Source organism: Streptomyces sp. CB03234, assembly GCF_001905885.1.
In the GTDB taxonomy this organism is placed as follows: domain Bacteria; phylum Actinomycetota; class Actinomycetes; order Streptomycetales; family Streptomycetaceae; genus Streptomyces.
This window is the reverse complement of sequence record NZ_LIYH01000005.1, coordinates 248,437-271,844: the sequence shown is the minus strand read 5'-3', so window position 1 is coordinate 271,844 and position 23,408 is coordinate 248,437. Positions and strand designations below refer to the sequence as shown.

General features: G+C 70.2%; 20 protein-coding genes. 8 read left to right on the top strand and 12 right to left on the bottom strand.

Translation table 11 applies throughout. The features are described from left to right. Window positions 1-62 precede the first annotated feature (62 nt). Genes AMK26_RS22540 through AMK26_RS22530 form a run of 3 tightly spaced genes read right to left on the bottom strand, consistent with a single transcriptional unit; the run spans window position 63 to window position 3,869 of the window. Window positions 63-479, bottom strand: coding sequence for a DUF6262 family protein (locus AMK26_RS22540; RefSeq protein WP_073756537.1), 417 nt, complete (start codon window positions 477-479; stop codon window positions 63-65). Next, window positions 466-2,754 (bottom strand): tyrosine-type recombinase/integrase, encoded by a 2,289-nt coding sequence (locus AMK26_RS22535; protein ID WP_073756536.1) that lies wholly within the window; start codon window positions 2,752-2,754, stop codon window positions 466-468. The genes AMK26_RS22540 and AMK26_RS22535 overlap by 14 nt, the downstream gene beginning before the upstream one ends. Then, window positions 2,751-3,869 carry a tyrosine-type recombinase/integrase gene (locus AMK26_RS22530; protein WP_241838019.1) on the bottom strand — a complete coding sequence of 373 codons (1,119 nt, stop codon included), beginning with the start codon at window positions 3,867-3,869 and terminating at the stop codon, window positions 2,751-2,753. The genes AMK26_RS22535 and AMK26_RS22530 overlap by 4 nt, the downstream gene beginning before the upstream one ends. Before the next feature lie 197 nt (window positions 3,870-4,066). On the opposite strand from AMK26_RS22530, the gene AMK26_RS22525 reads away from it, so the two are divergent. The 7 genes from AMK26_RS22525 to AMK26_RS22490 all read left to right on the top strand — a co-directional run bounded on the left by AMK26_RS22525 (window position 4,067) and on the right by AMK26_RS22490 (window position 12,590). Then, complete coding sequence (locus tag AMK26_RS22525; RefSeq protein ID WP_073756534.1) at window positions 4,067-4,714, top strand: hypothetical protein; 648 nt, start codon at window positions 4,067-4,069, stop codon at window positions 4,712-4,714. 204 nt (window positions 4,715-4,918) lie between these two features. Continuing rightward, window positions 4,919-6,154: a methyltransferase, FxLD system gene (gene fxlM, locus AMK26_RS22520; RefSeq protein ID WP_073756533.1), complete on the top strand. Its 1,236-nt coding sequence runs from the start codon at window positions 4,919-4,921 to the stop codon at window positions 6,152-6,154. A gap of 51 nt (window positions 6,155-6,205) precedes the next feature. After that, window positions 6,206-6,409 (top strand): FxLD family lanthipeptide, encoded by a 204-nt coding sequence (fxlA, locus tag AMK26_RS22515; protein WP_030881377.1) that lies wholly within the window; start codon window positions 6,206-6,208, stop codon window positions 6,407-6,409. A 93-nt stretch (window positions 6,410-6,502) separates the two neighbouring features. Then, window positions 6,503-9,568: a lantibiotic dehydratase gene (locus AMK26_RS22510; protein ID WP_073756532.1), complete on the top strand. Its 3,066-nt coding sequence runs from the start codon at window positions 6,503-6,505 to the stop codon at window positions 9,566-9,568. Continuing rightward, on the top strand, window positions 9,565-10,794 hold the full coding sequence (locus tag AMK26_RS22505; RefSeq protein ID WP_073756531.1) for a lanthionine synthetase C family protein: 1,230 nt from the start codon (window positions 9,565-9,567) through the stop codon (window positions 10,792-10,794). The genes AMK26_RS22510 and AMK26_RS22505 overlap by 4 nt, the downstream gene beginning before the upstream one ends. A gap of 2 nt (window positions 10,795-10,796) precedes the next feature. Further along, window positions 10,797-11,780 carry a thiopeptide-type bacteriocin biosynthesis protein gene (locus tag AMK26_RS22500; RefSeq protein WP_338015592.1) on the top strand — a complete coding sequence of 328 codons (984 nt, stop codon included), beginning with the start codon at window positions 10,797-10,799 and terminating at the stop codon, window positions 11,778-11,780. A 432-nt stretch (window positions 11,781-12,212) separates the two neighbouring features. After that, the gene (locus AMK26_RS22490; protein ID WP_158071140.1) at window positions 12,213-12,590 is read left to right on the top strand and encodes a hypothetical protein; all 378 of its coding nucleotides are present in this window, start codon (window positions 12,213-12,215) and stop codon (window positions 12,588-12,590) included. 16 nt (window positions 12,591-12,606) lie between these two features. Here the strand turns inward: AMK26_RS22490 and mobF are convergent, their stop codons facing one another. Continuing rightward, complete coding sequence (mobF, locus tag AMK26_RS22485; protein ID WP_241838018.1) at window positions 12,607-17,040, bottom strand: MobF family relaxase; 4,434 nt, start codon at window positions 17,038-17,040, stop codon at window positions 12,607-12,609. A 252-nt stretch (window positions 17,041-17,292) separates the two neighbouring features. Between mobF and AMK26_RS22480 the strand changes: the two genes are divergently transcribed. After that, window positions 17,293-17,571, top strand: a complete 279-nt coding sequence (locus AMK26_RS22480; protein WP_073756527.1) for a hypothetical protein — start codon at window positions 17,293-17,295, stop codon at window positions 17,569-17,571. A gap of 249 nt (window positions 17,572-17,820) precedes the next feature. Here the strand turns inward: AMK26_RS22480 and AMK26_RS22475 are convergent, their stop codons facing one another. The 8 genes from AMK26_RS22475 to AMK26_RS22440 all read right to left on the bottom strand — a co-directional run bounded on the left by AMK26_RS22475 (window position 17,821) and on the right by AMK26_RS22440 (window position 23,396). Beyond that, window positions 17,821-18,474, bottom strand: a complete 654-nt coding sequence (locus tag AMK26_RS22475; protein ID WP_241838017.1) for a hypothetical protein — start codon at window positions 18,472-18,474, stop codon at window positions 17,821-17,823. A 44-nt stretch (window positions 18,475-18,518) separates the two neighbouring features. Further along, window positions 18,519-18,797, bottom strand: coding sequence for a DUF6211 family protein (locus tag AMK26_RS22470; RefSeq protein WP_073756525.1), 279 nt, complete (start codon window positions 18,795-18,797; stop codon window positions 18,519-18,521). 197 nt (window positions 18,798-18,994) lie between these two features. After that, complete coding sequence (locus tag AMK26_RS22465) at window positions 18,995-19,603, bottom strand: DUF6349 family protein (RefSeq protein ID WP_073756524.1); 609 nt, start codon at window positions 19,601-19,603, stop codon at window positions 18,995-18,997. Continuing rightward, on the bottom strand, window positions 19,600-19,998 hold the full coding sequence (locus AMK26_RS36725; RefSeq protein ID WP_143608593.1) for a DUF6181 family protein: 399 nt from the start codon (window positions 19,996-19,998) through the stop codon (window positions 19,600-19,602). Before AMK26_RS36725 ends, AMK26_RS22465 begins: the two co-directional genes overlap by 4 nt. 41 nt (window positions 19,999-20,039) lie before the next feature. Beyond that, complete coding sequence (locus AMK26_RS22455) at window positions 20,040-20,468, bottom strand: DUF6197 family protein (protein WP_073756522.1); 429 nt, start codon at window positions 20,466-20,468, stop codon at window positions 20,040-20,042. A 60-nt stretch (window positions 20,469-20,528) separates the two neighbouring features. After that, on the bottom strand, window positions 20,529-21,179 hold the full coding sequence (locus AMK26_RS22450) for a hypothetical protein (RefSeq protein ID WP_073756521.1): 651 nt from the start codon (window positions 21,177-21,179) through the stop codon (window positions 20,529-20,531). A gap of 72 nt (window positions 21,180-21,251) precedes the next feature. Continuing rightward, window positions 21,252-22,643, bottom strand: coding sequence for a DUF3560 domain-containing protein (locus AMK26_RS22445; protein WP_073756520.1), 1,392 nt, complete (start codon window positions 22,641-22,643; stop codon window positions 21,252-21,254). Between the two features lie 330 nt (window positions 22,644-22,973). Then, the gene (locus tag AMK26_RS22440; protein ID WP_073756519.1) at window positions 22,974-23,396 is read right to left on the bottom strand and encodes a DUF6409 family protein; all 423 of its coding nucleotides are present in this window, start codon (window positions 23,394-23,396) and stop codon (window positions 22,974-22,976) included. Window positions 23,397-23,408: the final 12 nt, after the last annotated feature.

Genomic DNA, 23,408 nt, shown 5'->3' with positions numbered 1-23,408 from the left:
AGCAGGGACTTTGCCTGGTGGACATGTCTTCGTCGGGCAGTGGCAGCGGTCGGACTGTGGGCTCAGCGGGGGCCAAGGACGGTGGCCGCGGGTGGCTGGGCCAGGGTGCGGAGACGGCGGATCTCGCCGTGGGCGTTCTCCAGTTTTCGGGTGAGGTCGGCGACCTGGTCGCGGAGTTGCCGGTTGCGTTCGAGCGCGGTCTCCAGCCTGCGTTGCAGGGAGGCATCACTGGCAGCGTGCCGAGTGTTGCGGTGGGGTGCCGGGGCTCGCTGCTGGAGCTGGTTGATCGCGGTGATGAGGTCGGTCTGCGTGTATAGCCAGGACCTGGAGACGCCGGCCGCGTTCGCGATGCCGACGACGGTGGGCCGTTCGCTGCGCCGGGCTGCCGTCTTGATGGCCTCTTCGGCGCGCTCGCGTGCCTGCCGGCTGCGTGTCTTCGAGGCTTCGACGAGGAAGCGGGCGTTGTCAGCCGGTGGCATCGAGATCGGTCACCTTCCCGCCGGCCACGATCTGCTGCGGGCCGGCCTGTTCCAGGGCGTCGATGATGGTGTCGAGCTTGCCGAGCGTGCGGGTGTTCTTCTCGACGATGCGCGACAGTCCGGCTTTTTCGGCGTCGCCGATGAGCTTGCGGGTCTCTTCGCGCTGGCGTCGGTGCTGGTCGAGGAAGTCGCCGGTGGTGATGAAGAAGCGGCAGTCCAGGCAAGGGTTCGCGTACTCGCAGTCCGTCTGGATCGGGGCTCCGCAGTAGCCGTTGGGGAGACTGACCTTGGCGCGGACCAGGGACAGCCGCATCCAGGTCGCATCGGCAAGCGGGTGGTCCGCGGGCAGGGCGACGGCTTCGCCTTCGGCGTTGATCTTGAGGGATTTCTCCCAGTGCTCGCGCAGGGTCTTCTGGTGCAGCCGGGCGTAGATGGCCGTCATCTGCGGCGACATGTGGTCGAGCAGTTGCTGGACGATGTGCTGCGGGACGTTGGCGTTGATCAGCCGGGTGCCCAGCGTGTGGCGGAACTGGTGGAAGGTCACGCGAGCTGGGCGGCCGTGCTCGTCGATGAGGCGGATGCGCTCCAGCCAGGTCTCCATCTGTTCGCGGCACCAGGTGTCCGAGACGGCCTTGCTGCCGTTGAGGTTGGCCATCCAGCCGGGGAACAGGAAGCGGCTTCCGGCAGGGAAGCGGGCTTGGACGCGCTTTTGTTGTGCGGCGATCTCGTCGGCCAGGGCCTGGCTGATGGGGAAGAACGCGATGCGGCCGTGGATCTTGTGGTTGACCCAGGTCAGGTAGGGGGCGCCGGTGTCGTCGTGGGTGACGCAGTCGAACCGCAGGCGCCGGGCGTCCTTCATCCGCAGGCCGCAGGAGATCAGCAAGGGGACCATGAGGCGGAGGTCGTCGGTGGAGATCAACGCCAGGTTCTCGGGGTTCTCCATCTGCCGCATCAGGTGTTCGGAGATCCACCGGGGCTTGGCCGGCGGCGGTGGCGGAGCGTCGTTGTAGATGATCGCGTCGCGCGGCAGGACCGGCTGCCAGTCGTGGGCGCGGGCGTCGGCGACGAAGCGGCCCAGCGAGTTAACGGTGGCCCGGCGGGTGAACACGTCCGGGTAGTCGACGGCCAGGGCGGCGAGCCACGTCTCGATCCTGGCGCGCGTCAGGTCGGCCGGCGCGGCGTGCGGTGGCAGATGCCCGGAGAGATGGGTCAGGGAGCGCAGGTTCTGCGCGACGGTGTTGACGCTGATGTTCGTACTGATGCGCCAGCGGCACCATCGTTTGACCAGCTCGCGCAGCCAGGGCTGGGGTATGGGGCCGAAGCGGAGGTAGCGCGTCTCTCCTTCGGCCAGGGCGAAGTGCCGCAGGTCCCAGACGTCGCGCGGGTACTGGTCAGCCCATGGATCATCGGCGATGAGCAGGTGCTTCAGGGCGAAGCGGGTGTCCGCGATGAAGCGGAAGGCCACCACGTTGTGGCCGTGGCGTTTCCCGCCGGGTCCGAGCGGGGCGACGTGGTCGCGCCAGGTGCTCTCGTCCCAGTCGAGGAGGCTGGTGATGGGTGCCTCGCAGGCCCAGGTGACCGCGCGGCGGACGTCGCGGGCGGGGGTGAAGCGCAGTCCTTCGTCGAGCCGGTGTTGCAGACCGAACTGGAACTCCAGGCGCAGGGCGGGGGTCAGCTGGTCCAGGCGGATCTTCGGGTCTCCGCGGTGAGCGAGGTCGTCGTACCAGGTGTCGAGGGTCGGTCGGCCGTGCTTGCGCCACCGGTTGTGGTGGGTGTGACACAGCGGAGCGTCGGTGCTGTCGGTCCAGCGCGGGCAGTCGGGGAAGTCGCAGGTCCGCTCGGCGGACCAGGGTTTGCGCGGAGGTTGATAGAGGGTCCGTCCCAGCCAGGATTCGAGGGGTGGGCGTCCGGCGTGGTTCCACCGCGAGGCGTGGCGGTGACACAGACCGTGGGCGGCTCGGGCCCGATTGCACCCGGAGACCCGGCAGGCCGAGACCTGGCGTCGTTCGCGCAGTCGCGCATCCTCCTGAGCGAACCACCCGTCCAGATCGGCTGGTCGTCCCGCCGCCGCCCAGCGGTGGTGGTGGGTGCGGCACAGCTTCAGCCGGCCCATGGTCAGCGTCGTCGGGCAGGCCGGAATGCGGCACTCGCCGGGGAAGAACACCGGGCTGTCCCGCGGCGGACAGAACACCTCGGCCCGGAACTCCGGGCGCACCGTCTCCATCAGCCTGGCCAGCAGGCCGTCGGAGCCTGCTCTCGCGCGGGGCGTGTTCACCGGGTCGGTGCCCTGTCCTTGATGATCCCGGCCGACAGGAGTACCCGGCGATGATCCTCGACATCGAGATGGCTGTAGATCTCGGCGGTGGTCTGCGGGCTGGCGTGACCAAGGAGTTCGGCCACGACCTCGATCGGCACCTCTGCCCGCAGCAGTCGTGTGGCGTAGGTGTGCCGGCAGACATGCGGCGAGAAGTGCGCGATCCCGGTCCGCTTCTGCAGCCGCTCGACCAACTCGTTGACGTTCGCCCGGGTCATCGGGGAGCCAATCGGCGCGCGGAAGAGGTTGGCGAACACGAAGTCGCAGTCCAGCGTCCCGTACTCGCTCTCCATGTAGACGGCGTAGCGGTCGAACAGCTCCGGACGCACCGGGATGATCCGGCCCTTCATGCCCTTGACCCGGGCATGGTTCGCGTTGTTCTCGCGCGGAACGACGTGCACCTCGCCCTTGCGGAGGTTCAAGTCAGCGTGCCGCAGGCCCAGTGCCTCGCTGATCCGCAGCCCCGCCTCGTCCAGGAGCGCGATCAGGAACCGGTCCCGGCGCCTGTTGCAGGCGCCCATCAGCCGCCGGACCTCGTCATCCGTCAGCGTCCGGGGCGGCTTGCGGTGGGCGTGGATGCGGATCGGGCTGTACTCGACCTCGCCCCCTCGCTGGGTGTGCGCCAGCATCGGTGTGTAGGAGCCTGTCGGCTGCCTGGCCAGCAGGTTTCCCAGCAGCGCGGGCACGCTCTCATCCCGCCTGGCGTGGAACCGGTAGAACGACGCGAGCGCGGCCCGCTTCCGCTGCAGCGTGGTGTTCTCCAGCGCCTGGCCGACACCCGGCAGCACGAAAACCTCCGGCGCTCGGGCAGGCTTCGGACGGCGCAGCCAATCGAAGAACTGGGCGACCACCTCCAGCCGCACACGCCGGAAGTCCAAGCCCACCTGACCCAGCCAGACGAAGAAGTCGCGCAGGTCGTAGGCGTAGCCCTGGACCGTGTTCGGCGATGCACCCCTCGCCGTCAGGTACGCGAGGAAGTCCTCCACGTCATCGACGGGCAAGCCGTCGTCCCCCACCACGGTGTACGAGACCGGACCGTCCTCGGACAACCGCAGCCTCTGCACTGCGAACGACACACCACACCCCAGAACGACATGGACAGGCGAACAGAACCCGTCCATGTAGCACCGAAAGGCCCCTTCATGGCAGCGAGTTGGACATCAAAGACACCCGCAAGGCTGATGGACATAGTCGAGGACACCGGCGAACTGCTGCCCAACGGCACGATCGTCGCGCCGCGCCGGTCCCTGGCGGCCCCCGTAGGAGGCGCGGCATGACCACTGCAGCCGACCTGATCGTCCCGTATATCACCGCCCGCGAGGGCGAGGAAGCGGAATCCCTCCTCAACCTGCGTGTACGCCTTGGTCCAGATCGCCGCCCACGGCTGGCGTACGTGGACGAGGAACCGCCCGACCGGGACCTGCGAGGCGTCCTGTGGGCCCGGTACTCAATGTCGCTCGGTAACGACGGAATGCCCACCGGAACCCCGAGGTGGCGGCTGGTCCATCCCCTTCGCCAGCGCTCGACAATGGCTCTGCTCCGGTGCCAGGTGTGCACGGTCCAGTTGAAGCGCAGCGACGGCATCCTCTTCCTGGAGACAGCCGATGACCTCGACTACACCGGTCCCGTGAAAACGGCACAGCCGCCGGTCTGTCTCGCGCACGCCCGGATGGCGGCGAGCCGGTGCCCCCGGCTCAGGCGCAAGGGGCACGTAGCCCTCCTCGCCAGGCGATTTCCGCTCTACGGCGTGATCGGCACGGCGTACCAGTACGGTCCCAACGGCATCCAAGCCCTCTCGGGCACAGACAGGCCCCTCCCTTACAGCCACCCCCAGATCGGTTGGTTCCTCGCCTCTCAGCTCGTACGCGAACTGCGGGACTACGAGGTCGTCAAACTGGACGATCTTGTGCCTGCCGCCTAGACGGCCGCCCGGTGGTCCTGAGTGATACGGACAGGGCCGCCGGGCGGCTCACCACCGGCGCCGAGCCCTCGCGCGCCGTCCGGCACGAAACCGCCAACCTTCGGCGGTCCGGCAAGAACGGAGGACGTTCGCCGATAACCTCCCGGCCCACCGGCACGCGGTGCCGACCTACCTCCCCCGAACACGAACGACCGAAGGAAGTCCATGACGAACACGACCGTCGATCCCGACGAGGCGACCCGCCTGCGGAACAAGGTGGTGGACGAGCTGTGCGCGGACGGCAACATCTCCTCCCCGGAGGTCGAAGCCGTGATGCGCAAGGTGCCCCGGCACGAGTTCACTCCCGACACCCCGCTGGACAAGGCGTACGACACGTACGCCGCCGTGATCACCAAGACGGACGAGCACGGTGTGCAGCTCAGCTCCGTCTCCGCGCCGCAGATCCAGGCCATGATGCTGGAGCAGGCTCAGGTGAAGCCCGGGATGCGGGTCCTGGAGATCGGCTCGGGCGGGCTGAATGCGGCCTACCTCGCCGAGCTCGTCGGTGAGGGCGGTGAAGTCGTCACCGTGGACATCGACCCCGTCGTCACCGACCGCGCGCGCCGGCTCCTGGACGAGCACGGCTACGACAGGGTGCGCGTCGTCACCGCCGATGCCGCCGAGCCGATTCCGGACCTCGGCGAGGTCGACGTCGTGATGGTGACCGCCGGGGCTTGGGACATCTCCCCGGCCTGGACCGCGCAGCTCAAGCAGGGTGGTCGGCTCGTCGTCCCGCTGCGGATGCGCGGCCTGACCCGGTCGGTCGCTTTCACCCAGGTCACGGGCGAGCACGGCACCTACCTGGAGAGCGAGTCGGCGCGTATCTGCGGCTTCGTCCCGATGCAGGGCTCGACCGCCCACCGGGAAGAACTCCTCCTCGTCAACGGCACCCCGGAGATCGGGCTGAAGTTCGATGACGGCCTGCCGGCCGACCCGCACCGACTCGACAACGCCGTCACGTTCCCGCGCCACGAACTGTGGACCGGTGTCACCGTCCGCGTCCAGGAACTCATCGACACCCTCCAGATGGCGATGGCGATCAGTCTGCCGGGCTTCTGCACGATGGCCGTCGATGAGAACTCGGACACGGGCCTGGTCGCCCCCGTGAACAAGCGGTTCGCCCTCGCGGCCGTCGAGGACGACACCTTCGCCTACCTCGTCACCCGCCGCACCGAGGACAACAAGCACCTGGAGTACGGCGTGCACGCCCTCGGCCCGCACGCGGAGCAGTTCGCCGACAAGATCGCTGACGTGCTCCGCGACTGGGAGGCCAACCGGCGCGGCGGCCCCAGCCCGGTCATCCGGGTCTATCCGGCCAGCACCCCCGATGAGCAGATCCCGGCCGACCGGGTCATCGACAAGGTGCACACCCGGATCTCGCTCTCCTGGCCCTCGGCGTAACACCGGGAGCCAGGTCATCCCGCACCACCCCAACAAGAAGAAGGGCACATCATGACGAGCGCCACTCTCGCCCCGCCCCCGGTCGCGCCCGCGCCGTCGGCGGACCTGGACGACGACTTCGCGCCCCTGGACGTGAAGGTCGTCATCGCCGAGCACTCGTACGGCCACCTCATGTGCTCCACGGGCGACGGCTGCGGCACCACCTGCGCGACCGGTGCCTCCGCCTGCGGTTCCTTCACCGAGGACCCGGCCTGATCAGGCCAACCCCTCACCTGTGGGCCGGGCGAAGCGCTTCGCCCGGCCCACAGGCCCCTCTCCCCTCCCCGCGCCGCCTCATGGAAGGGCCTCATGGCTTCCCGAGCAGCCGCCGGATACCTGTGGCAAGGCGTTGCGATGCTGCGCGCCACGACCAGCCCCGGGCCGGCAGACATCCCCCGTACCCTCAACCTGGACAACGTGGCCGTCACCCGCGGATGGCTGAACCGCATCTGGCAGCGCGAGGACTTCCGCAGCGCGCTGGAGCTGGCCACCCCCGTCCTGTCCGACGCCATCGAGGCCGTCGTCCAGGGCCGGCGGACCGAGCCCCGTCACGTCCGCCGCACCGCGCTCTCGGCCGTCTCCTACCTCCTGCGGTGGCAGCACCGGCCGACCCCGCTCGGCCTGTTCGCCGGCACCGCCCCGGTGTCCGTCGGGCCCCGGGCGAGCGCGCGGTGGCGCGACAAGCACCGCGCGATGATCCGGCCGGACGCCGAATGGGTCACCGACTTGGTGCTCCGACTCCAGGGCACCCCCGCGTTGCTGAAGCGGTTACCGCTCGTCGCCAACAACGCCGCCCGCGTCCGCGGTGACCGGCTCGTGGCGCCGGGCCCGCCCTCCGACGGCCACGCCGTCCTCCTGGCCCCGGTCGAGATATCCGTCCGCAACGCCCGGCCGGTGGCCGCCGCCATGGACGCGGCCCGCACCCCCATCCCCTACGGCAACCTCCACGGCCACCTGCGCGACCGCTTCCCGCAGGCCACACCGGAGAAGATCGACGCCCTTCTCACCAGCCTGGTCGAGCAGCAATTCCTCATCGCCAGCCTCTGGGCGCCCATGACCACCGTGGACGCCTTCCAGCACCTGTGCCGCGAACTGGACCGGCTCCAGGCAGACAGCATCCCGGAGGTGCGGGACCTGGTCCACGAGCTGTACGCCCTGCGCGACGAGCTGTCCGCCCACCAGCCGACGCTCTCCGACACCAGCGTGAGCGCCGTCGCCGCGCGGATGCGCGCCCTCACCCCCGTCACCCCGACACCGCTGCTCATCGACACCGCCCTCGACTGCGAGACCCAGCTCCCGCAGGCCGTGATCGCGGAAGTGCAAGCAGCCGTGTCCGCCCTCTACCGGACCACCCCGCAGCCCTACGGCTACCAGCACTGGCGCGACTACCACCGCCGCTTCCGGGCCCGGTACGGCGTCGGCGCCCTGGTGCCGGTGATGGACCTGGTCGCCGACAGCGGCCTGGGCCTGCCCGCCGGATACGTCGGCTCCGAACGCGGCGCCGCCCTGAAGGTGCGCACCGACCGCGACGAACTGCTGCTCGCGCTGATGCAACAGGTCCTCCTGGACGGCGGCAGTGAACTGCGGCTGACGGATGACATGGTCGACGCCTTGGAGAAGGCGGCCGGGAAGGACGAGCGGTTGTTCGTGCCCCGGGTGGAGGTCGCCTTCGAGGTCCACTCACCCAGCACCCGGGCACTGTCCAGCGGCACCTTCGACGTCCTCCTCACCGCGGTCCCCCGCCCCGGCAGCAGCATGGCCGGCCGGTTCGCCCACGTCCTCCCGCCCCAGCATCAGGACGCGCTCGCCGCCACGTATCGCGGGGCGCCGGACGGCCTCACGGCGCAGCTCGTGTTCCCTCCGCGCCGCCACCGCAACGAGAACGTCACCCGTACGCCGCGGCTGCTGCCGCACGTCATCGAGCTGTCCGGACACCAGGAGACGGACGAGGCGACGATCCCGCTCGCCGACATCGCCGTCACCGCGGACCCGCGCAGCTTCCACCTCGTGCAGCTCTCCACCGGCCAGCGCATCGACGTGCGGGTCCTGCACGCCCTGGAAGGTGGGACGCAGACCCCGCCGCTGGCCCGGTTCCTCGCCGAAGTGGCCCACGGGCGGTTCGCCGCCTACAAGCCGTTCGACTTCGGCGCCGGCTCCCGGCTCCCGTTCCTCCCCAGGGTGCGCTACCGCCGCACCATCCTCACGCAGGCCCGATGGCTGCTGATGGCCGACGACCTGCCCGGCCGCAAAGCCTCGACCGAGGAGTGGGAGAACGCCTTCGCCGTCTGGCGGGGCCGGCTGCGGGTCCCGATGCAGGTCGCCATCATCGAGTACGACCAGCGCCTCCCCCTCGACCTGTCCCACCCGGTTCACCGCCGGGCGCTGCGCGCCCACCTCGACAACGCCCGGCGCCTGGAGCTGCGCGAGGTCCCTGACGCAGACGCCCACGGCTGGATCGGGCGGGCACACGAGATCTGGCTCTCCCTTGGCCGGTCGGAGCCGGACACCGCCGATGTGCCCCGGGCGCGCCCCGCCACGGCGCTAGCCGCCGGGCGGCATCTTCCGGGCGACGGCGACGTCCTGCTCGCGCAGCTCCACGCCCACCCGCGCCGCTACGACGAGATCCTGAGCCGCCACCTGCCCAGCCTCCTCGCCGCGTTCGGCGACACCCCGCCACTCTGGTGGTTCACCCGGCACCGGGAGATGGCCCGCCCGGATGCCGACCAGCACCTCAACTTCACGCTGCACCTGCCGCCAGACGCATACGGGGCCGCCGCCCAACACGTCCGCAGGTGGGCGGACAGCCTGCACGGGACCGGTCTGGCGGCCGGGCTCGTCCTGGCTCCCTACCAGCCGCAGACCGGGCGCTTCGGCGGCGAGGCGGCCATGGACACCGCGCACCAGGTGTTCGCCGCGGACTCCGCCGCCGCCCTCGCGCAGATCCAGCTCACCGAGCGCACCGACGCACTCGCCCCGCAGGCCCTCGCCGCGGCCAGCGCCCTGCACCTCGTCACCCCCCTGGCGCCGGACACCGCGGCGGCCGAAGAGTGGTTGGTGCGCAACCTCCCCCAAGGCACGGGACGACTGAGCCGGGCCCTGCGTACCCAGGTCCTCGAACTCGCCGCGCCGAACGGCGCCTCCGTGCTCGCGGCCCTCCCCGGCGGCCCTGCGGTCGCCGAAGCATGGCGGGCTCGCGCCGCCGCCGTGGACGCCTACCGGAAGACCTTGACCGGCCAGCGTGATCCGCTCGACGTCGCCCGGTCGCTCCTGCACCAGCACCACGTCCGAGCCCTGGGCGTCGATCCGCGCGCCGAGGAGACCACGATCCGGCTCGTACGAACCGCAGCCCTCCAGCACCGGATGGCGGCCCGATGACCGCGCCGGCCGCCACCACCGCGGCAATCCTGGAGCAGTACACCGCCCACCTCGCACAACCCGCTCCTCCGCCCCCGGACGAGCCGTGGGCGGTGCAGTCCCTCGCCGACGGCGCCGCCGGAATCAGCCTGCTGCACATCGAGATGGCCAGCCGTCACGGCGGCTCCTGGCGCCCCGCCCACCGGTGGATCACCGCCGCAGCGGCCGGGCACATCAGCGCGGCCGACACCGCGGGGCTGTTCCTCGGCGCCCCGGCCCTCGGCTTCGTCCTCACCACCGTCCCTCCGTCCTTCCAGCACCTGTACGAACCGGCGTGGCGGACCCTGCACCAGCACATCATCGACCTGACCCACCGCCGCGTGGACGCCGCGCTCACCCGCATCCGCAAGGGGTACCTGCCCACGTTCTCCGAGTACGACCTCTTCTACGGCCTCACTGGCATCGGCGCGTACCTCCTGCGGACCGACCCAGAAGGGCTGCCACTGGAACGAGTCCTGAAGTACCTCGTCGCCCTGACCCGCCCCCTCGCCCCCGACGGCCGCGGCCTGCCGGGCTGGTGGGTCCCGTACGATCCGGCCCGCGGTGACTCCCCCCACTTCCCGGGCGGTCACGGCAACTTCGGCGTGGCCCACGGCATCACCGGCCCGCTCCTCCTGCTGGCCCAAGCCCTCCGCCGTGGCATCACCGTCAGCGGCCACCAAGACGCCATGTGGACCATCTGCGCACACCTCGATATGTGGTGCCAGACCGGGCCCGCCGGCCCTTGGTGGCCCGAGCACATCTCGCGGCGCGACCTTGACCGCGGACGGCCCCACCACGATGCGCCCGCACGTCCGAGCTGGTGCTACGGCACGACGGGCATCGCGCGGGCCGGGCAACTCGCCGGGCTTGCCCTCCGTTCCCCTACGCTCCAGAAGTTCTACGAGGACGCCCTGTATCGCGCCCTGACCGACCCCGAACAGCTCGCGCATGTCACCGACTCCGGTCTGTGCCACGGCTGGGCAGGCATCTACCAGACCGCCGCCCGCGCCGCCGCCGATGCTCTCGACCCTCGCCTTCAGACCCTTCCGAAGGGCCTCGGCGACACCCTCGCGGCGAACGCCCAGCCCGGCCTTTCCGGGCCCGGTCTGATCAACGGTGACGCCGGCACCGCGCTCGCCCTGACCACCCACGCCTCACAGCAGGCCCCGATCACCGGATGGGACGCATGTCTCTTGATCAACTGATCTTGACGGAGCCGAGCCCGATCGAGCGTGCGGTCGCCGCCGCCCTCACCGGCCTGCCGATCCCCGAGGTCGCAGCCCAGTACGGGATGGAGCCGACGATCCTGTCCGACGCCGTGGCGGTCTACGACCAGGCCGGTCGGGAGGCCCTGGCCCGGCACACCTCCACGGTCGACTGGTGGCAGGTGTACCTCCACTTCACCGACTGGGCGAAAGCCGACGAGACCTTCACCGCGCACGTCCTGCCCCTGCTACAGGAGGCGGAGACCGCCGGCGTCATCGGCGGCTGGTGGTACACCAGGAAGCACCCCTGCTGGCGCCTGCGTCTCCGCGTCCGGCCGGGGATCGGCGCCCAGCTCGGCGCCGCGGAGGGCCTGGACCGACTCGGCTTGCACCGCCTTGTGGCCGACGGCCACCTCGTGCGCTGGTGGCCCGGCATCTACGAGCCTGAAACCGCAGCGTTCGGGGGCGAGGCCAGCATGACGGCCGCGCACGCCCTGTTCATCGCCGACAGCCGGGAAGCGCAGCGGCTGCGGCAACACGACAGCCCGACCGTCGGGCTGCGGGAACTGTCCGTCCTCCTCTGCACGCACATGATGCGCGCGGCGAAGCTGGAGTGGTACGAGCAGGGCGACGTCTGGGACCGCGTCATCACGATCGAACACCGCTCGGCCCTCGGCGATGTCCCGGCGGCCCGACTCAACGCCCTCGCCCAGGGCATTCGGCCCCTGCTCCTCGCCAATAGCGACACCATGGTGCGCCCCGGCGGGCCGCTGGAGCCTGTCGCCGAGTGTGCCGCCGCCTTCCGCAGTGCCGGGCAGGCACTCGGCCACGCCGTCCAGGAAGGAACGCTCGACCGCGGGCTGAGGCAGGTGCTCAGCTACCACGTGATCTTCCACTGGAACCGGCTCGGCCTGTCCATGCGGGCCCAGAGCGTACTTGCCTGGGCAGCCAGGGCGGCGATCCTCCACGGGGAGAGCGGGACATAGGTCGGCCGCTAGCCGTGCAAATCGCCGGGGCCACCAGGTATAAGCCCAGGCGACGCGACCCGTAGTTGTGCGAGATAGGACTTGCCATGACCGTTCCATCGCGGCACAGCGATGGGTGAGCCTCGGATTGCTGTTCGGGGGACACACCCAGAGCTTCGAGCTCCCGCCGCCCGTCTCCGGGCCCACGCCCACCACCGAGGTGACCGCCGATGAACAGGAGGCCGAGGAGGTGATGCGTGCGGCCGGCTACGAACCGAAGGGACCTTACCCCGGTGCCCGCTCGATGCCCTGGCCGAGCGAATGCATCGACTGCGGGGCGTCCCGCAAACCCTCGCTTCAGGATGTCGAACGAGGTGTGAGGTGCAAGCACATCCGGCGTAGGTCCGCCTCTTACGGCGCGTGAGGCGGGCGCGCGTACCCGAGGGGTACGAGTTGTTCCAGTGCAAGTTGTGCCCGAGCAAGGGGAACAATCAGGAGATCCGGGGTGTCGGCACGCGGATGGCTGCGTACCGGGTGTGCAGCTCGTGTGATTTCTGGCTGACGTGCTGGGGCTACGCGATGCTCGGGGATCGAGATCCGGACGGTCGTCGCGTGCTGCGGATCGGAGGCCGCCACTACCTGACGTGGACCGAGGAGCAGGGCTTCCCGCCCGAGATCGGCTACGCGGGGGTCGAGGTGCGCCACTACGTCCTGTTGAACGATCCAACGGGCGCCGTGCACGCGACACACCGACTTTGGCTGATGGGCACCATCCCGGAGAGTTTTCGTGACCGGATGCCGGACAACGCAGTCTTCGTCACGGAGGCGTAAGCGCCCCGAGCCTCTTCTACACGGACGGTGCGTCCTGTACGGCCTCTGAAGGCGGATACTGCTGCGGGAAATCCGCGGTGGTGCGGTCGGCATACGAGGACTCGGGCTTCGGGGCGGACGGCGACGCGGACTCCTCGGCGTCGGCGTGCTGGAGCCCACGTTGAGTTCGCCGTGCCATCTCCTCTTGGAGGCCGGCCGCCCGCTGGTCGGCGCCACGAGCAGTACTGCGTGCCTTAGCTGCCTCCGCCTGGAGACGCTTCGCTGCTTGGTTGTCCTTCTCCTTGGCACGTCGCAGGAGCGCGGCCTTGTCCTGCTGCGGCATATCCGCTTCGGTCAGCACGGCTTCGTGTTCGCTGACGGGTCCAGCCTGCTCGGCAACCTCGTCGAGCCGCTTGTTCATCTGCTCCAGCTCGCGCCCGGTCTCCTCGTACGAACGAAGCAGTTCCATGCGGTCCGCCTCGACCGCAGCCCGCGCGTCCCTCCGCAGCACCGGGCGCCCGAATCGACCAGTGGCGGCCAACTGCTGGTCAAGACCATCGATGCGCTCCTGCGTGTCGCGCAGTCGAGCAGTGTGTTCGCCGATGGTGCCGCCCAGTGCTCGGAGTTCGTGGATTGCCACGGCCCGGTCGGCAATGGCCTGGTGTCGACGGTTGAACGCGAGCGCGTTCGGCCCTGTCCCGGCGGCGGCCTGCTGTGCGGCGCGGTCCGCGGTGGCCTCCGCCTTCTCTGCCGCCGTCCTCGTGGCGCGCGCGGCCGTGACGGCCTTGCGCGCCGCGTCGCGCAGGGCTGCGCTGCTGAGGTGAGCGTACGAGCGGTCAGCCCTCGGCGCCGGTCCCGGAAGTGTGGTCGGCGTCGCGGGCCGCTCAGTGGTGTCCGCGGTACGCCGGTCATCGGACTCCGGCGCGTCATGGGCGGCGTCCGCCTCGTGCGGGGTGCCGGTTCCGGAAGCGTACGGGGTCGGTAGATCGGCTACGGCCTGACGAACGTGGGCGGGGACCATGTCCTTCGGGAGTTCGGTGAGGATCATGCGCTCCTCGGTTCCGCTCTCGATCTCGCGGATGAGGCCGGCAACAGCGCGGTCAAGCTGTTCCTGCTCGGTGAGCGCGGTACCGCCGCGTGCACGGTCGGCGTCGGATTCGTAGACGGACAGCGGCAGGAAGAGGTGGGACTCCTTCTTGTCGCGGCTCATCATCGTGTACAGCGCGTTCGCCTGCGCGCCGGGACCGTAGACCAGGGCCTCGTGCACACTGAGGCCCTGGGACTTGTGGCCAGTGATCGCGTATCCGAGGCTGAGTCCGCCTTGCGCGATGTAGTCGGCGTCGACCCATTCGGCGACATCGTGGTGTCCGTCGGCGGTCTTCTCGCGCCACTCGACCAGGACACGTCGTCCCTCGTCCACGGCTCGCACGATCCCGCGGTAGCCGTTCAGCACGTCTTCGTTCTCGCCTCGGCTCCTCTTGCCCCGGTAGTCGTTGATCCGGAGGAGGACCTGGTCACCGATGGACAGCGTCAGCTCGCCGCCGCCCGGCAGGGCGTACGTGTGCTCCGGGCCGGTGAGATTGCCGCTCGCCTTGCGCAGAGCGCGCGCACCGAGATTCAGCTCCTCCACGATCTCGTTGGTGGCGGCGAGCATGAGGAGTTGCTGCACGGCGGTGTGGTCGTCGGTGTGCGCGGCGCGCTTGTCCGCCCAGACGGTGAGCATCGCGGCGAGGGTGGCGTCCTTGTCCGCGAGGGCGTGCACGCGCCCTGTTCCGGCGAAGGTTCGGAGCGCTTCCACTCGGTTGTCGTCGCGCCACAGCTCCAGTGCCCGGCGCTCGACCATGTCCTTCTGCCGGAAGTTTTGGCTGAGGGTGAGGCCGCCAACAAGGTGGTGGACGGCAGCGAAGCTGCCGCCGATGCCCGGCGAGTGCAACTGCTTCGGGTCGCCGATGCCGACAACCTTCGTTCCAGTCTTCGCCGCGTGGGTGAGGAGTTCGGCGATGTCGCGGTCATCGCACATCGCCGCCTCGTCCACGACCAGGACGTCAACGCCGTTGAGGCCGGCGCCGCCCGTACGGATGCCGGTGAGCCAGGACGCGAGGGTGCGCGAGGTGATCCCCGCTTCGGCCTTCAGATTCGCGGCGGCGACCGCGGCCGTGCTGGCGCCGGCAACGACGAGTCCGTGGGCCTCCCACGCCTGCCGGGCGGTGTCCATGATGGTGGTCTTGCCCGCCCCGGCGATGCCCACCACGGCGTCGATCCCGTGTCCGGCGGTGAGCAGCCGGTCGAGGACGGCGCGCTGTTCGTCGGAGAACTTGAAGGTGCCGCCGTGCTGGGCTTCGACGGTGGACAGGGTCATCTCGACCGTGTCGCGGCTGACGACGGCGGCCTGCGCGCCGAGACGGCTTGTCGCCTCCGAGACGATGAGCGTTTCCGCGGCAACGACGTCCGCCGTCGTGTACCGGTCCGCATGCGCGAAGTGCTGTGCACCCTTCGGGTTGAGCTTGACCGCGTACCCCGCGTGCCGGAGGACAGAGTCGGTGAGGCGTTCGGCCTCCTCGGCGTCCGCGACTCCGTACGGGAGGGCATCCAGGACGGCGGCGATGGCGGCGGCGTGGGTGAAGTCCTTGGAGTGGCTGGTCAGGCCGGTCTTCGGGTCGAAGATCGTGGCACACAGCTCGTCCAAGCCCGGGTTCTGCTTCGGGCTGTCCTGCTGCATCGCGCTGGCCGCGATGGCCTCGGGCTCATCACCGGCGGCGCGGCCTTCGGCCTGCCAGTACTCGCGCAGGACGTCGTCCGCGACTCCTGCGGCTTCTCCGTTCTTCGCGGCTTTGGACGCGGTGGAAGCCGCTGTGCGCTCGCGGGTGGTGGCGCTGTCGTAGTCGATGCCCAGCTTCGTCAGCAGGTCCCGGACCTGGTTGTCACGCTTGCTGAAGAGGCGGATCGTGGCCTCGGGGATCGCCGCGATCTCCCACGCGCCGGTTCGCTCCTCGCGGCGGAAGCTGATGCCGAACTTGTCGGTCAGCTCCCTCCGGATACGGGCGTTCATGAGGGACTGGGTGGCCCGGGCGTGCCGGTGGAGGTCGCGGCCCCCGCTGGCCATGGTGGACCACTTGCCGTCAATCCCCTTGACCATGTTGGCCAGGGTGAAGTGCAGGTGGAAATGAGGGTCGCCGTACGGCGCGCCGTCCACGGGCCGGGCGGCGCGGTGCACCATCATCCAGCCGGAGAACCCGCTCGTCCCCACGGTCTCCGCCTCGTCACCGTCACCGTGGCGACCGCGCATGCCGTACGCGGTCCACCGCTCCAGGGCACTGATGGACTCGCGGCCGGCGGAGGTGTAGATGCCCTCCACCTGGGCGGCGATCTCCTCCGGCGCGTAGGCGAGGAACGCGGACTTCGACTTTGCGAGATCCAAGGTGACGTCGGCGCCGAAGTTCCCGACCTGCACTCGCCCTTCGAGGAGAGCGGCCTTGATCTCCTCCGCGTCCCACACGTCCTCGGGCGCGAGCCCTGCCGCCTTGGCCATGGCGACGGCTTCGCGTACGGCCATGGGGAGGTCTCGAAGGCGGCGTTCGCCCTCGCCCGCCGTCTGGACGTACCGGCGCTTCATGGAAGCTGCGGTGAACAGGTCGGCGGGCTGCTGCCCGGTCTCAGTGGCGCGGGCCTCGACGGAGCGCAGGAGTGCGCGGGCGTCCAGGTGGCCGCCCGCCTCGGCGGCCACGGCCTTCCCCAGCACGTCTTCGCCGTAGAGGGCGACGGCGTCGATGCCGACGGCGTCGGCGAGCTTGAGCACGGTGGAGGCCGGCACCCGGTGCGATTCACCGAATCGCTTGAGCTGGCTCTCCATCCGACGGAAGGCGTCCTGCTTCCTCTTGGAGTCCAGCAGGGTCACGGGGTTCACGCTGCGTTCGGCAGCGGCGCGGCGGATCGCACGAGCCAGCGGAGCGGCCGGGAGCTTCGCGGCCGGCGCGATGGCGAGCTTGGGCTCCACGAGGGTCTGCCCGGTCCGAGGGTCCTCGCCATGCATAAGGCGGCGGGCCGCCTGGAAGTGCTCCGGGGCAAGGACGCTGCCAGGGGTGATGTCGAACTCGTTGAGGCCGTTGCCGATCCACACCAAGGGGCGTTCGCTGGCGTCCAGGTGGTAGTCCACCTGTCCGTCGGCGGCCGGTCGGGGAAGGACCTGTTCGCCGTACAGGTCGCGGGCGTCGAGTCCGGCTGCGGAGGCGACTTCAACGGCGTCAAACCCGGTGAACCGCGCGGCACCCTTGCTGCGGATCAGTCCGCGGGCGCGGAAGAAGGCGCGCTTGGCTTCACGGGAGCCGAGCAGGGATGCGACGGGTGCGCCCGCCGCTTCGGCCTTGGCCTCGATGGCGGCGACGAGGAGGGCCGCGTCGACCGTGGTGGACTTCCCGCAGCCGTGACCGCCGGTAAGGCGGTACTCAACCTGCTCGTCGGAGGGGCCGATCATGGTCACCCATCCCACCGGCCCGCTCACCCCCCGCTCTCACCCGATCAGATTCGGTCATCTTGGCCGATTGTATCGTCACGGAGTGACGATACCTTGGTCCTCTAGATTCAAGATCATGATCAACGAGGGAAGCCTCGGGCACTCGGATCGGCCTCGTCGCTCCTGAGGATCAGGCTCCTGGAGCCTGATCTCCTGTTGGACTGTTACCTCTGGAGACGGCACGGGCCGGGGTGCCCAGGCCATCCTGGAGACATGGCGAACCGGAACGACGATCTTGCTGACCTCACCCGCCAGGCTGTCGATACCGCAGGCGCGCTCCGCATGCTGGTCGAGCGGATGAACGATCTGGGCCTGCGCATGAGCGACCACAGCGACGCGGACCTGCTCGCCGTCGCATCCGACTACAGCGATGAGGACCTCCGCACCGTCGCCTCCGCACTACGCGGCACCGCGATGATCATGCTGATGGACAGGGCCAACGCCGAGCTGCTGAGTGAGTGGCTGCGGAAGCTGCGCAGCGAGGCGACATGACGAAGGTCCCCGCTCCGGATCGGAGCGGGGACCTTCGTCATGCTGGCCATGCGGCTTCTCGGCCGGCGGCTATGTATTCAGGGGCCACTCGCCGAACGGCACCGGCGCCTGACCTCGGGCTTCACGCACGGCTTCGTCCGTACCGCACGCGGTGCAGATGAAGACCTCGCGGTCGGTGGTCAGCCGGGAACGTGCGGGCCGTTCACCGAGCGGGCCGCCGCAGCGCGGACAGCGGGCGTCGGGCACAGGTCACTCCTCGGGGTGCTCACGGGCGGACTTGAGGATCAGGTTCCAGACCGTACGGGAGTAGGTCTTCTCCGTCTGCTCCTGGAGCTGCGGGATCAGCTCGGCGTTCTTCGCGCCAGGGTTCGCCTTGATGGCCTGCCGTGCGAGGGTCAGCCGCTCGTCTCCCTGGTAGGGGTAAGCCAGCCCGCGGCGGCCGGCGGGCCGTCCGCCGGCGTGACCGCGACCCTTGCGGTCAGCGAGGTACTGCCACAGCCTCCAGCGCTTCCACTTCGGACGCCGCCGGGTGGGAAGCTCGTCCCAGCCGTCCGGCTCGGGCCACCCTTCGGGCGGGTTCTTGACGTAGTGGGAGACCGTGGTGGAGTCGGCGAACCCGCAGACCTTCGCGGCTTCGGCGGGGCCGACCATCTCTTCGGGGTCGCCGTCGAGCTTCGGCGGGTTGGTGGTACTGGCTGCGGCACGCTGCCGCTGAAGCTCGTGGTGCCACGTCGCCCATGCATCGCCGTCCCAGTGCATGACGCCGTCGATGGTGTCCGCGACGGGCGGGTGCCCGTTGTTCTCCCGGTCGGTCCAGAGGTTCTGAAGGGTCGACTCGCTGATGCCGTGGACCCTGCGCAGGTCCGCGCGCGAGTAGAGCGTGCGGCCGGTCTTGCGGGACACGGTCGCCTCCTGTTCTTGGTCGGGGTCGTGACCGCGGGGCGCGGTTACTGGATGTCGTCCGGGTCTGGGGCTGGCGTCCACGTACGGCTGCCCGCCGGTTCGAGCCGGGTGAGGGTGGCTATGTCGGCCAGGGGGACGGCGGCGGCCCAGTCGGCGCGGTCGGGGTGGTCGACGGGCAGGTTGAGCACGAGGTGCCGGCCGGTCGGCGGGAAGTCCTCGACGATGACGAAGGTGTCGGTGGGATCGGCTCCGATGCTGTTACCCCTCGTGAGCTGGGCGATGTCGCCGGGCTGGGGACAGTCGGGGTGTCGGTCACATAGCATGGTGGGGTTCTTTCTGGTGAGAGAACGCTGACGGCCAGCGCCTTGTTGCCCTTGTGCGCTGGCCGTCGTCTGTTGTCTGGGTGCGCGGCGTCCTGTGGGACGCGGCCGGCCGGAGGTTGCCCGCTCCGCTGACGGCGGGGTAATTAAACCACCTTTGGGTTCGCAGGGCGGGGCCCTGATCTGGAGGGCGGCGGCCATCAGAAGAGGGCCCCCTGATCTGCGGGGCTGTGGACCCGGTCGCGCGGTGGCCGGGTAATGCGGAGTTCGTAGCGGGGGCGTCCCGCGTGCGGCGGAGCGTGAGCTTCGCGGCGGTACCGTCTCCAGGCCACGACGGGGGCGCCCTGGTCCACCCAGCCCGCCGGGTACTGGGCGATGAGCTGAGCCCAACGGCTCCGGCTCCGCGGAACGGCCCACCGGTCCTCGACCGTGGTGATCGGCGGCAGTGTCCGCCAGCCGGGGAAACAGTGGTCGTGGGCGTCCTCCACCGCCTCGTTGTCGCCGTCCCCGAACCCGTCGCCGGAGTACACGGGGCCTTCCCAGTCGCACGCGAGACAGCCGCCCCGGAACTCCTGCTCGTACCCTCGGCGGCCGGTCGGCCGGCTACGGGAAAGCAGGGTCGGGGTGTGGTGTGAGGGCGGCTCCAGCTCGTGGCCGAGGTCGCAGTACGCGCCGCCGGGATGGCCGGGCTGTATGTGCCACACGTGCCCCGCGCTCATGGGCGGCTGGGGCGTCCGCGCGTTGCGCACCCGCCAGTAGTACGTCTGTCGTGCCCGTGCTCCGGTCGGCTCGGTGGTGGACGCCGTCACGACTTCCCGCTTCCGGCGGCGAGCACTTCGCGGAGCGGGTCAGCGAGTACGGCCTGTTCGTCGGGGGCGTCGAGGAATCGCGGCCCGTACGCACGGCGCACTGCGCGGAGGGCCTCCTGGTGGCGGTCGAGCTCCGGGTAGTACGGCGATCGGTCGAGCACGTCGTAGCCGTGCTGAGTGAGCACGTCGGCGATGAGCGAGCGGGTCTGTACGGGATCGAGGGTGGAGAGGTCGGTTTCCACTGGGGCCGCGAGGAGTGCGCGGATCAACTCGGTTGCACTGAGCCGGGGGGCGAGGGGCACGCTGAGTCGGTGGACGCCGTCCCGGCTGGGGGTGGCGGCTCCTCGGCGGCTCGGCGTCCTGGTGGTGCTGCGGGAAGCTGTCGTCTCGTTCATCGTGCTGGCCTTCGATGACTTGGGTTGGTGGCGGGTGGCTGTCAGAACAGGGCGTGTGCGGCGCGAGCGGCGGCAGTGCGGAACGCGTGGGCGGCGTCGGCGGCGGTCCGGCCGGGCTCGGCGCTCCACCGGTCGATGACTTCCCGGTGCAGGGCCTTGGCGGAGGCGGGTTCGTCAGCCTCGATGGGGTGACCGGTGAGGGTTTCCGCGAGGAGGCCGAACGCCTGGTCGCGGGCGTGGTTGATGCGGTCCCAGTCGTACGTCCGGCCGGCGGCGCCCCGCCCGTGGCCGGCTGCGACTTCGAGCGCGCCGCGCGGCCAGCACGGCAGCGTGGCCGTACGGCCCGGACCGGCGAACAGACGGCGGCCCTGGTGGATGCCGACGTGTTCGATGTGGCGGGCGGCCCATTCCAGGATCGCGGCCGGGGTGTCTGCGATGAGGAGGCTTTCGGGGGTGTGGCGGGTCGGCACGGTGCTGTCCTTCGGAAGGGCGGGGGCGGCGGCGCACTGCCGCCGCCCCCGGTGGGGCTGCTACTGGTAGGCGGGGATCAGTCGGCGGACCTTGTCCTCTCCGATGCACCCGCCCTTGTGGCGGCGCGGGCTCGGCGGCTCTCCGTTGCGTCCGCGCAAGTGCGACCAGAACTTCGGACCTTCCCAGTCACACAATTCGCAGCTGAGGTACCAGTGGTTGTCGCTGCCCGGGAACCCGGTCAGGACTGCCCGCCAGTGGTGGGCCGCGAGCCCCGCGAACGCGGTCAGCGCGCTCTCGATGTTGCGATCGGTGACCGGCATCCGGGGGTGCAGAAGAGGTACCGGCCCGCAGAGTGGAGTGGGGGCCTCGGCAAGCACCTGGTCCAGGGGGACGGTGCCGATCCGACCGGCGGCGTACTGCTGCACGAGATGGGCGGCGGCCATGTCGGTGCCGGGGACGCCCTTGGGCGGTCGGCGGAGGTTGTGTTCGCCTTCGGTGGTGAGGACGAGCCAGTCTCGGTGCCACCTGTAGGCGCGGCCGATGACCTGGTCTTCGCCAACGATCACGGGGTACCGGCACTGGATGTCAGGGGCGCCGACGCGGTACGTCGGGACAGTGGTGGTGCCCTCGGTCGCGGGGACGATGAGCCTGCCCGCTCCGGTGTCCGGGACGGTGACGGTCGCGGGTCGTTCGAGGAGTTCAGCGGTCATGGTGGTGCCCTGTTCTGGTGAGAGAGGGGCCCGCCCCGGCGCGCTCGGCCGCGGGGGCGGGCGGGGGCCTGGTTACGCGGCCTCGGCCGCGGTCTTCGGGGCGGTGGTCCACTCGCGGCGCGGGGTGATGCCCAGGTCTTCAAGGACCGGGTCGAGGCTCCCGTTATCCGGAACCCATTCCCAGTCGGTGCCTTCAGTGCCGGGCCGCTCGGTCCAGGTGAGCATGTACGAGCGGCCGGAGGTGCGGGGGTCGCCGCACACGGCCTGTGCCTCGCGGCGGGTCATCGCCCACAGGGCGCGCTTGCGGGTGCGGCGGGAGTTTTTCGAGGCGATGAGCACCAGCGCCATGCCCTCCTGCCAGTTCGCCCCTGCGGCGGGGGCTGACGCGCACGTCTCAGACGCCGGTACCGGCTCCTCGATCGGCGGGGACTGCTCGGCCTGCTCCTGGTGTTCGGCGGCCTCGGCCTGGGGCGGCTGCTGCATCTCGTCGGCGCTCTTGCGTCCGGATACGTCGTCGTAGGGGGCGGTCCAGGTCCAATCGTCGTGCCGGTTGCCTGTGGCGCGGACGATGCGCTTGCCGGTGCCGTTGTGGATGTGCGGGATGGTGACCGACTTGGGGTTGACCCGCAGGACCTCGTACCAGGTGCCTCGGTAGAGAACGAAGTCACCGCGAGTGAAGTCGGCCTTCGACCAGACTTTGAAGCCTTCGGCCTCGGCGTCCTTGATGATCTGTTCCCAGTGCTCGATCTCTTCGGTCAGTTCCTCGTGCCGGATCGTCAGCTCCGGGTCGTTGGGGTTGCGGGAGTAGCCCTTGGCGGACTCGCCGCGCTGCCACTTCTCGACTGCGCGGAGGTCGGCCCGCAGTTTGTCGAGACGGCGGAGGGTGCGGCCGGGGTCCTTCTTGAATCGCTCGTAGTTCGCGGCGGCCTGCGCCCGGCCGGTCCAGTGGTCGGCGCGGTCACGCTCGCTGATGCTCTTGCGCATCGCGTTGTCCAGCCGCGCGTGATCACGGCGGGCGCGGCCCTCGGAGTGGTGTCCGACGAGGATGGGCTGCCCGAAGGCGAACCGCTCGGATATCTCGTGGCTCGACTTCCACGCGGCCTCGGAATTCCGGGCGGCGCTGGCGGCGTATCCGCCGAACCTCTCCGCTCGGCCTTCGGCCTTCTCCTCCCGCTCCTTCTCGGCGTCGGAGAACGAGCGGCGGTCGGCGTTGTCGATGGTCAACGTGACCTCGAAGCCCGCGTCTCGGAGTCGCTGCGCGAGGAGTTCGAGCGAGGGGGTGTAGGTGGCGTGGTCACGGCTGTGCGGGAGGTACCAGCAGTCAAGGTTCCTGCTCCAGCGGAAGGGCTGGCGCTGGGTCCGGCCGTACTCGCGAAGTCGCAGGATCTCGGCCGATCCGTCGCCCCGGCTCGTGCCCTCGATCAGGGTTCCTTCTCGACGGGTGTGGGTGATCTCGATAGTCACTGAACTGGTCTTTTCTGGTGAGAGTTTGTGGTCCGGCCGCAGGGCGGACCGTGCGTTGGCAGCGGCGCTGCACCACCGGCGCGGGCCGTGAGGGACGATCGGCTCGCGGGTCGTCGCGCCTGCGCGACGACAGGGGCTGCCGCGCCCCCGCGGGGCGCGTCCGCTGCGGTCCGGTGCCCGTCGTCGGTCGGCGGAGCCGCCTGCGGCGGAGTCGGCCGGCGGCGGTGAACGCACCGGACCTGTCCTGCCGCCCCGAAGGGGTGTCCGCTGGGTGCTGGGGGGCCTGCCGGTCCGGAGGTGTTGCCCTCCCCCGGACCGGCGGGGCCTTGGTCAGCTGCGGTGGAGGGTGTGCCGGGCGGCCGGGTCGGCGTCGGCCAGTCCGGCTCGCTCGCGCCATGCCTGGCGGACGGCGGCGCGGAGCGCGTCCCCGTCGTCGTAGGCGAACCGGCCACGGCGCAGGCTGCGGACGATGTCGCGGAACGTGTCCTGGTGCATCGTGGTCAGCGTGTCGTCAAGCGGAGTCAGCTCGTGCGGGAACATCGCCTGGACGCTGTCACCCGGCTGCGGGGCCCCGAGGGTAAAGAACCAGACCACGGACATGGTGGCCTCGTCCGCGAACTCCGGCCCGCCGAACGGGCCGACGACGACGGCGGGGCGGGTGTCGAGCTGGTGGCCCCGGAACCAGGGTCCGGCGATGACGAGCGTCGCGGTGGGGAAGTCCTGGACGGTGGGCTTCTGGTCGGTGGTGAGCATGTCGTGTCCTGT

What these genes read in the sequence shown, in the direction of transcription:
- AMK26_RS22540 (WP_073756537.1), bottom strand. Translation starts at nt 479, where the DNA reads ATGCCACCGGCTGACAACGCCCGCTTCCTCGTCGAAGCCTCGAAGACA.
- AMK26_RS22525 (WP_073756534.1), top strand. Translation starts at nt 4,067, where the DNA reads ATGACCACTGCAGCCGACCTGATCGTCCCGTATATCACCGCCCGCGAG.
- fxlM (WP_073756533.1), top strand. Translation starts at nt 4,919, where the DNA reads ATGACGAACACGACCGTCGATCCCGACGAGGCGACCCGCCTGCGGAAC.
- fxlA (WP_030881377.1), top strand. Translation starts at nt 6,206, where the DNA reads ATGACGAGCGCCACTCTCGCCCCGCCCCCGGTCGCGCCCGCGCCGTCG.
- AMK26_RS22510 (WP_073756532.1), top strand. Translation starts at nt 6,503, where the DNA reads ATGGCTTCCCGAGCAGCCGCCGGATACCTGTGGCAAGGCGTTGCGATG.
- AMK26_RS22505 (WP_073756531.1), top strand. Translation starts at nt 9,565, where the DNA reads ATGACCGCGCCGGCCGCCACCACCGCGGCAATCCTGGAGCAGTACACC.
- mobF (WP_241838018.1), bottom strand. Translation starts at nt 17,040, where the DNA reads ATGATCGGCCCCTCCGACGAGCAGGTTGAGTACCGCCTTACCGGCGGT.
- AMK26_RS22480 (WP_073756527.1), top strand. Translation starts at nt 17,293, where the DNA reads ATGGCGAACCGGAACGACGATCTTGCTGACCTCACCCGCCAGGCTGTC.
- AMK26_RS22470 (WP_073756525.1), bottom strand. Translation starts at nt 18,797, where the DNA reads ATGCTATGTGACCGACACCCCGACTGTCCCCAGCCCGGCGACATCGCC.
- AMK26_RS36725 (WP_143608593.1), bottom strand. Translation starts at nt 19,998, where the DNA reads ATGAACGAGACGACAGCTTCCCGCAGCACCACCAGGACGCCGAGCCGC.
- AMK26_RS22450 (WP_073756521.1), bottom strand. Translation starts at nt 21,179, where the DNA reads ATGACCGCTGAACTCCTCGAACGACCCGCGACCGTCACCGTCCCGGAC.
- AMK26_RS22440 (WP_073756519.1), bottom strand. Translation starts at nt 23,396, where the DNA reads ATGCTCACCACCGACCAGAAGCCCACCGTCCAGGACTTCCCCACCGCG.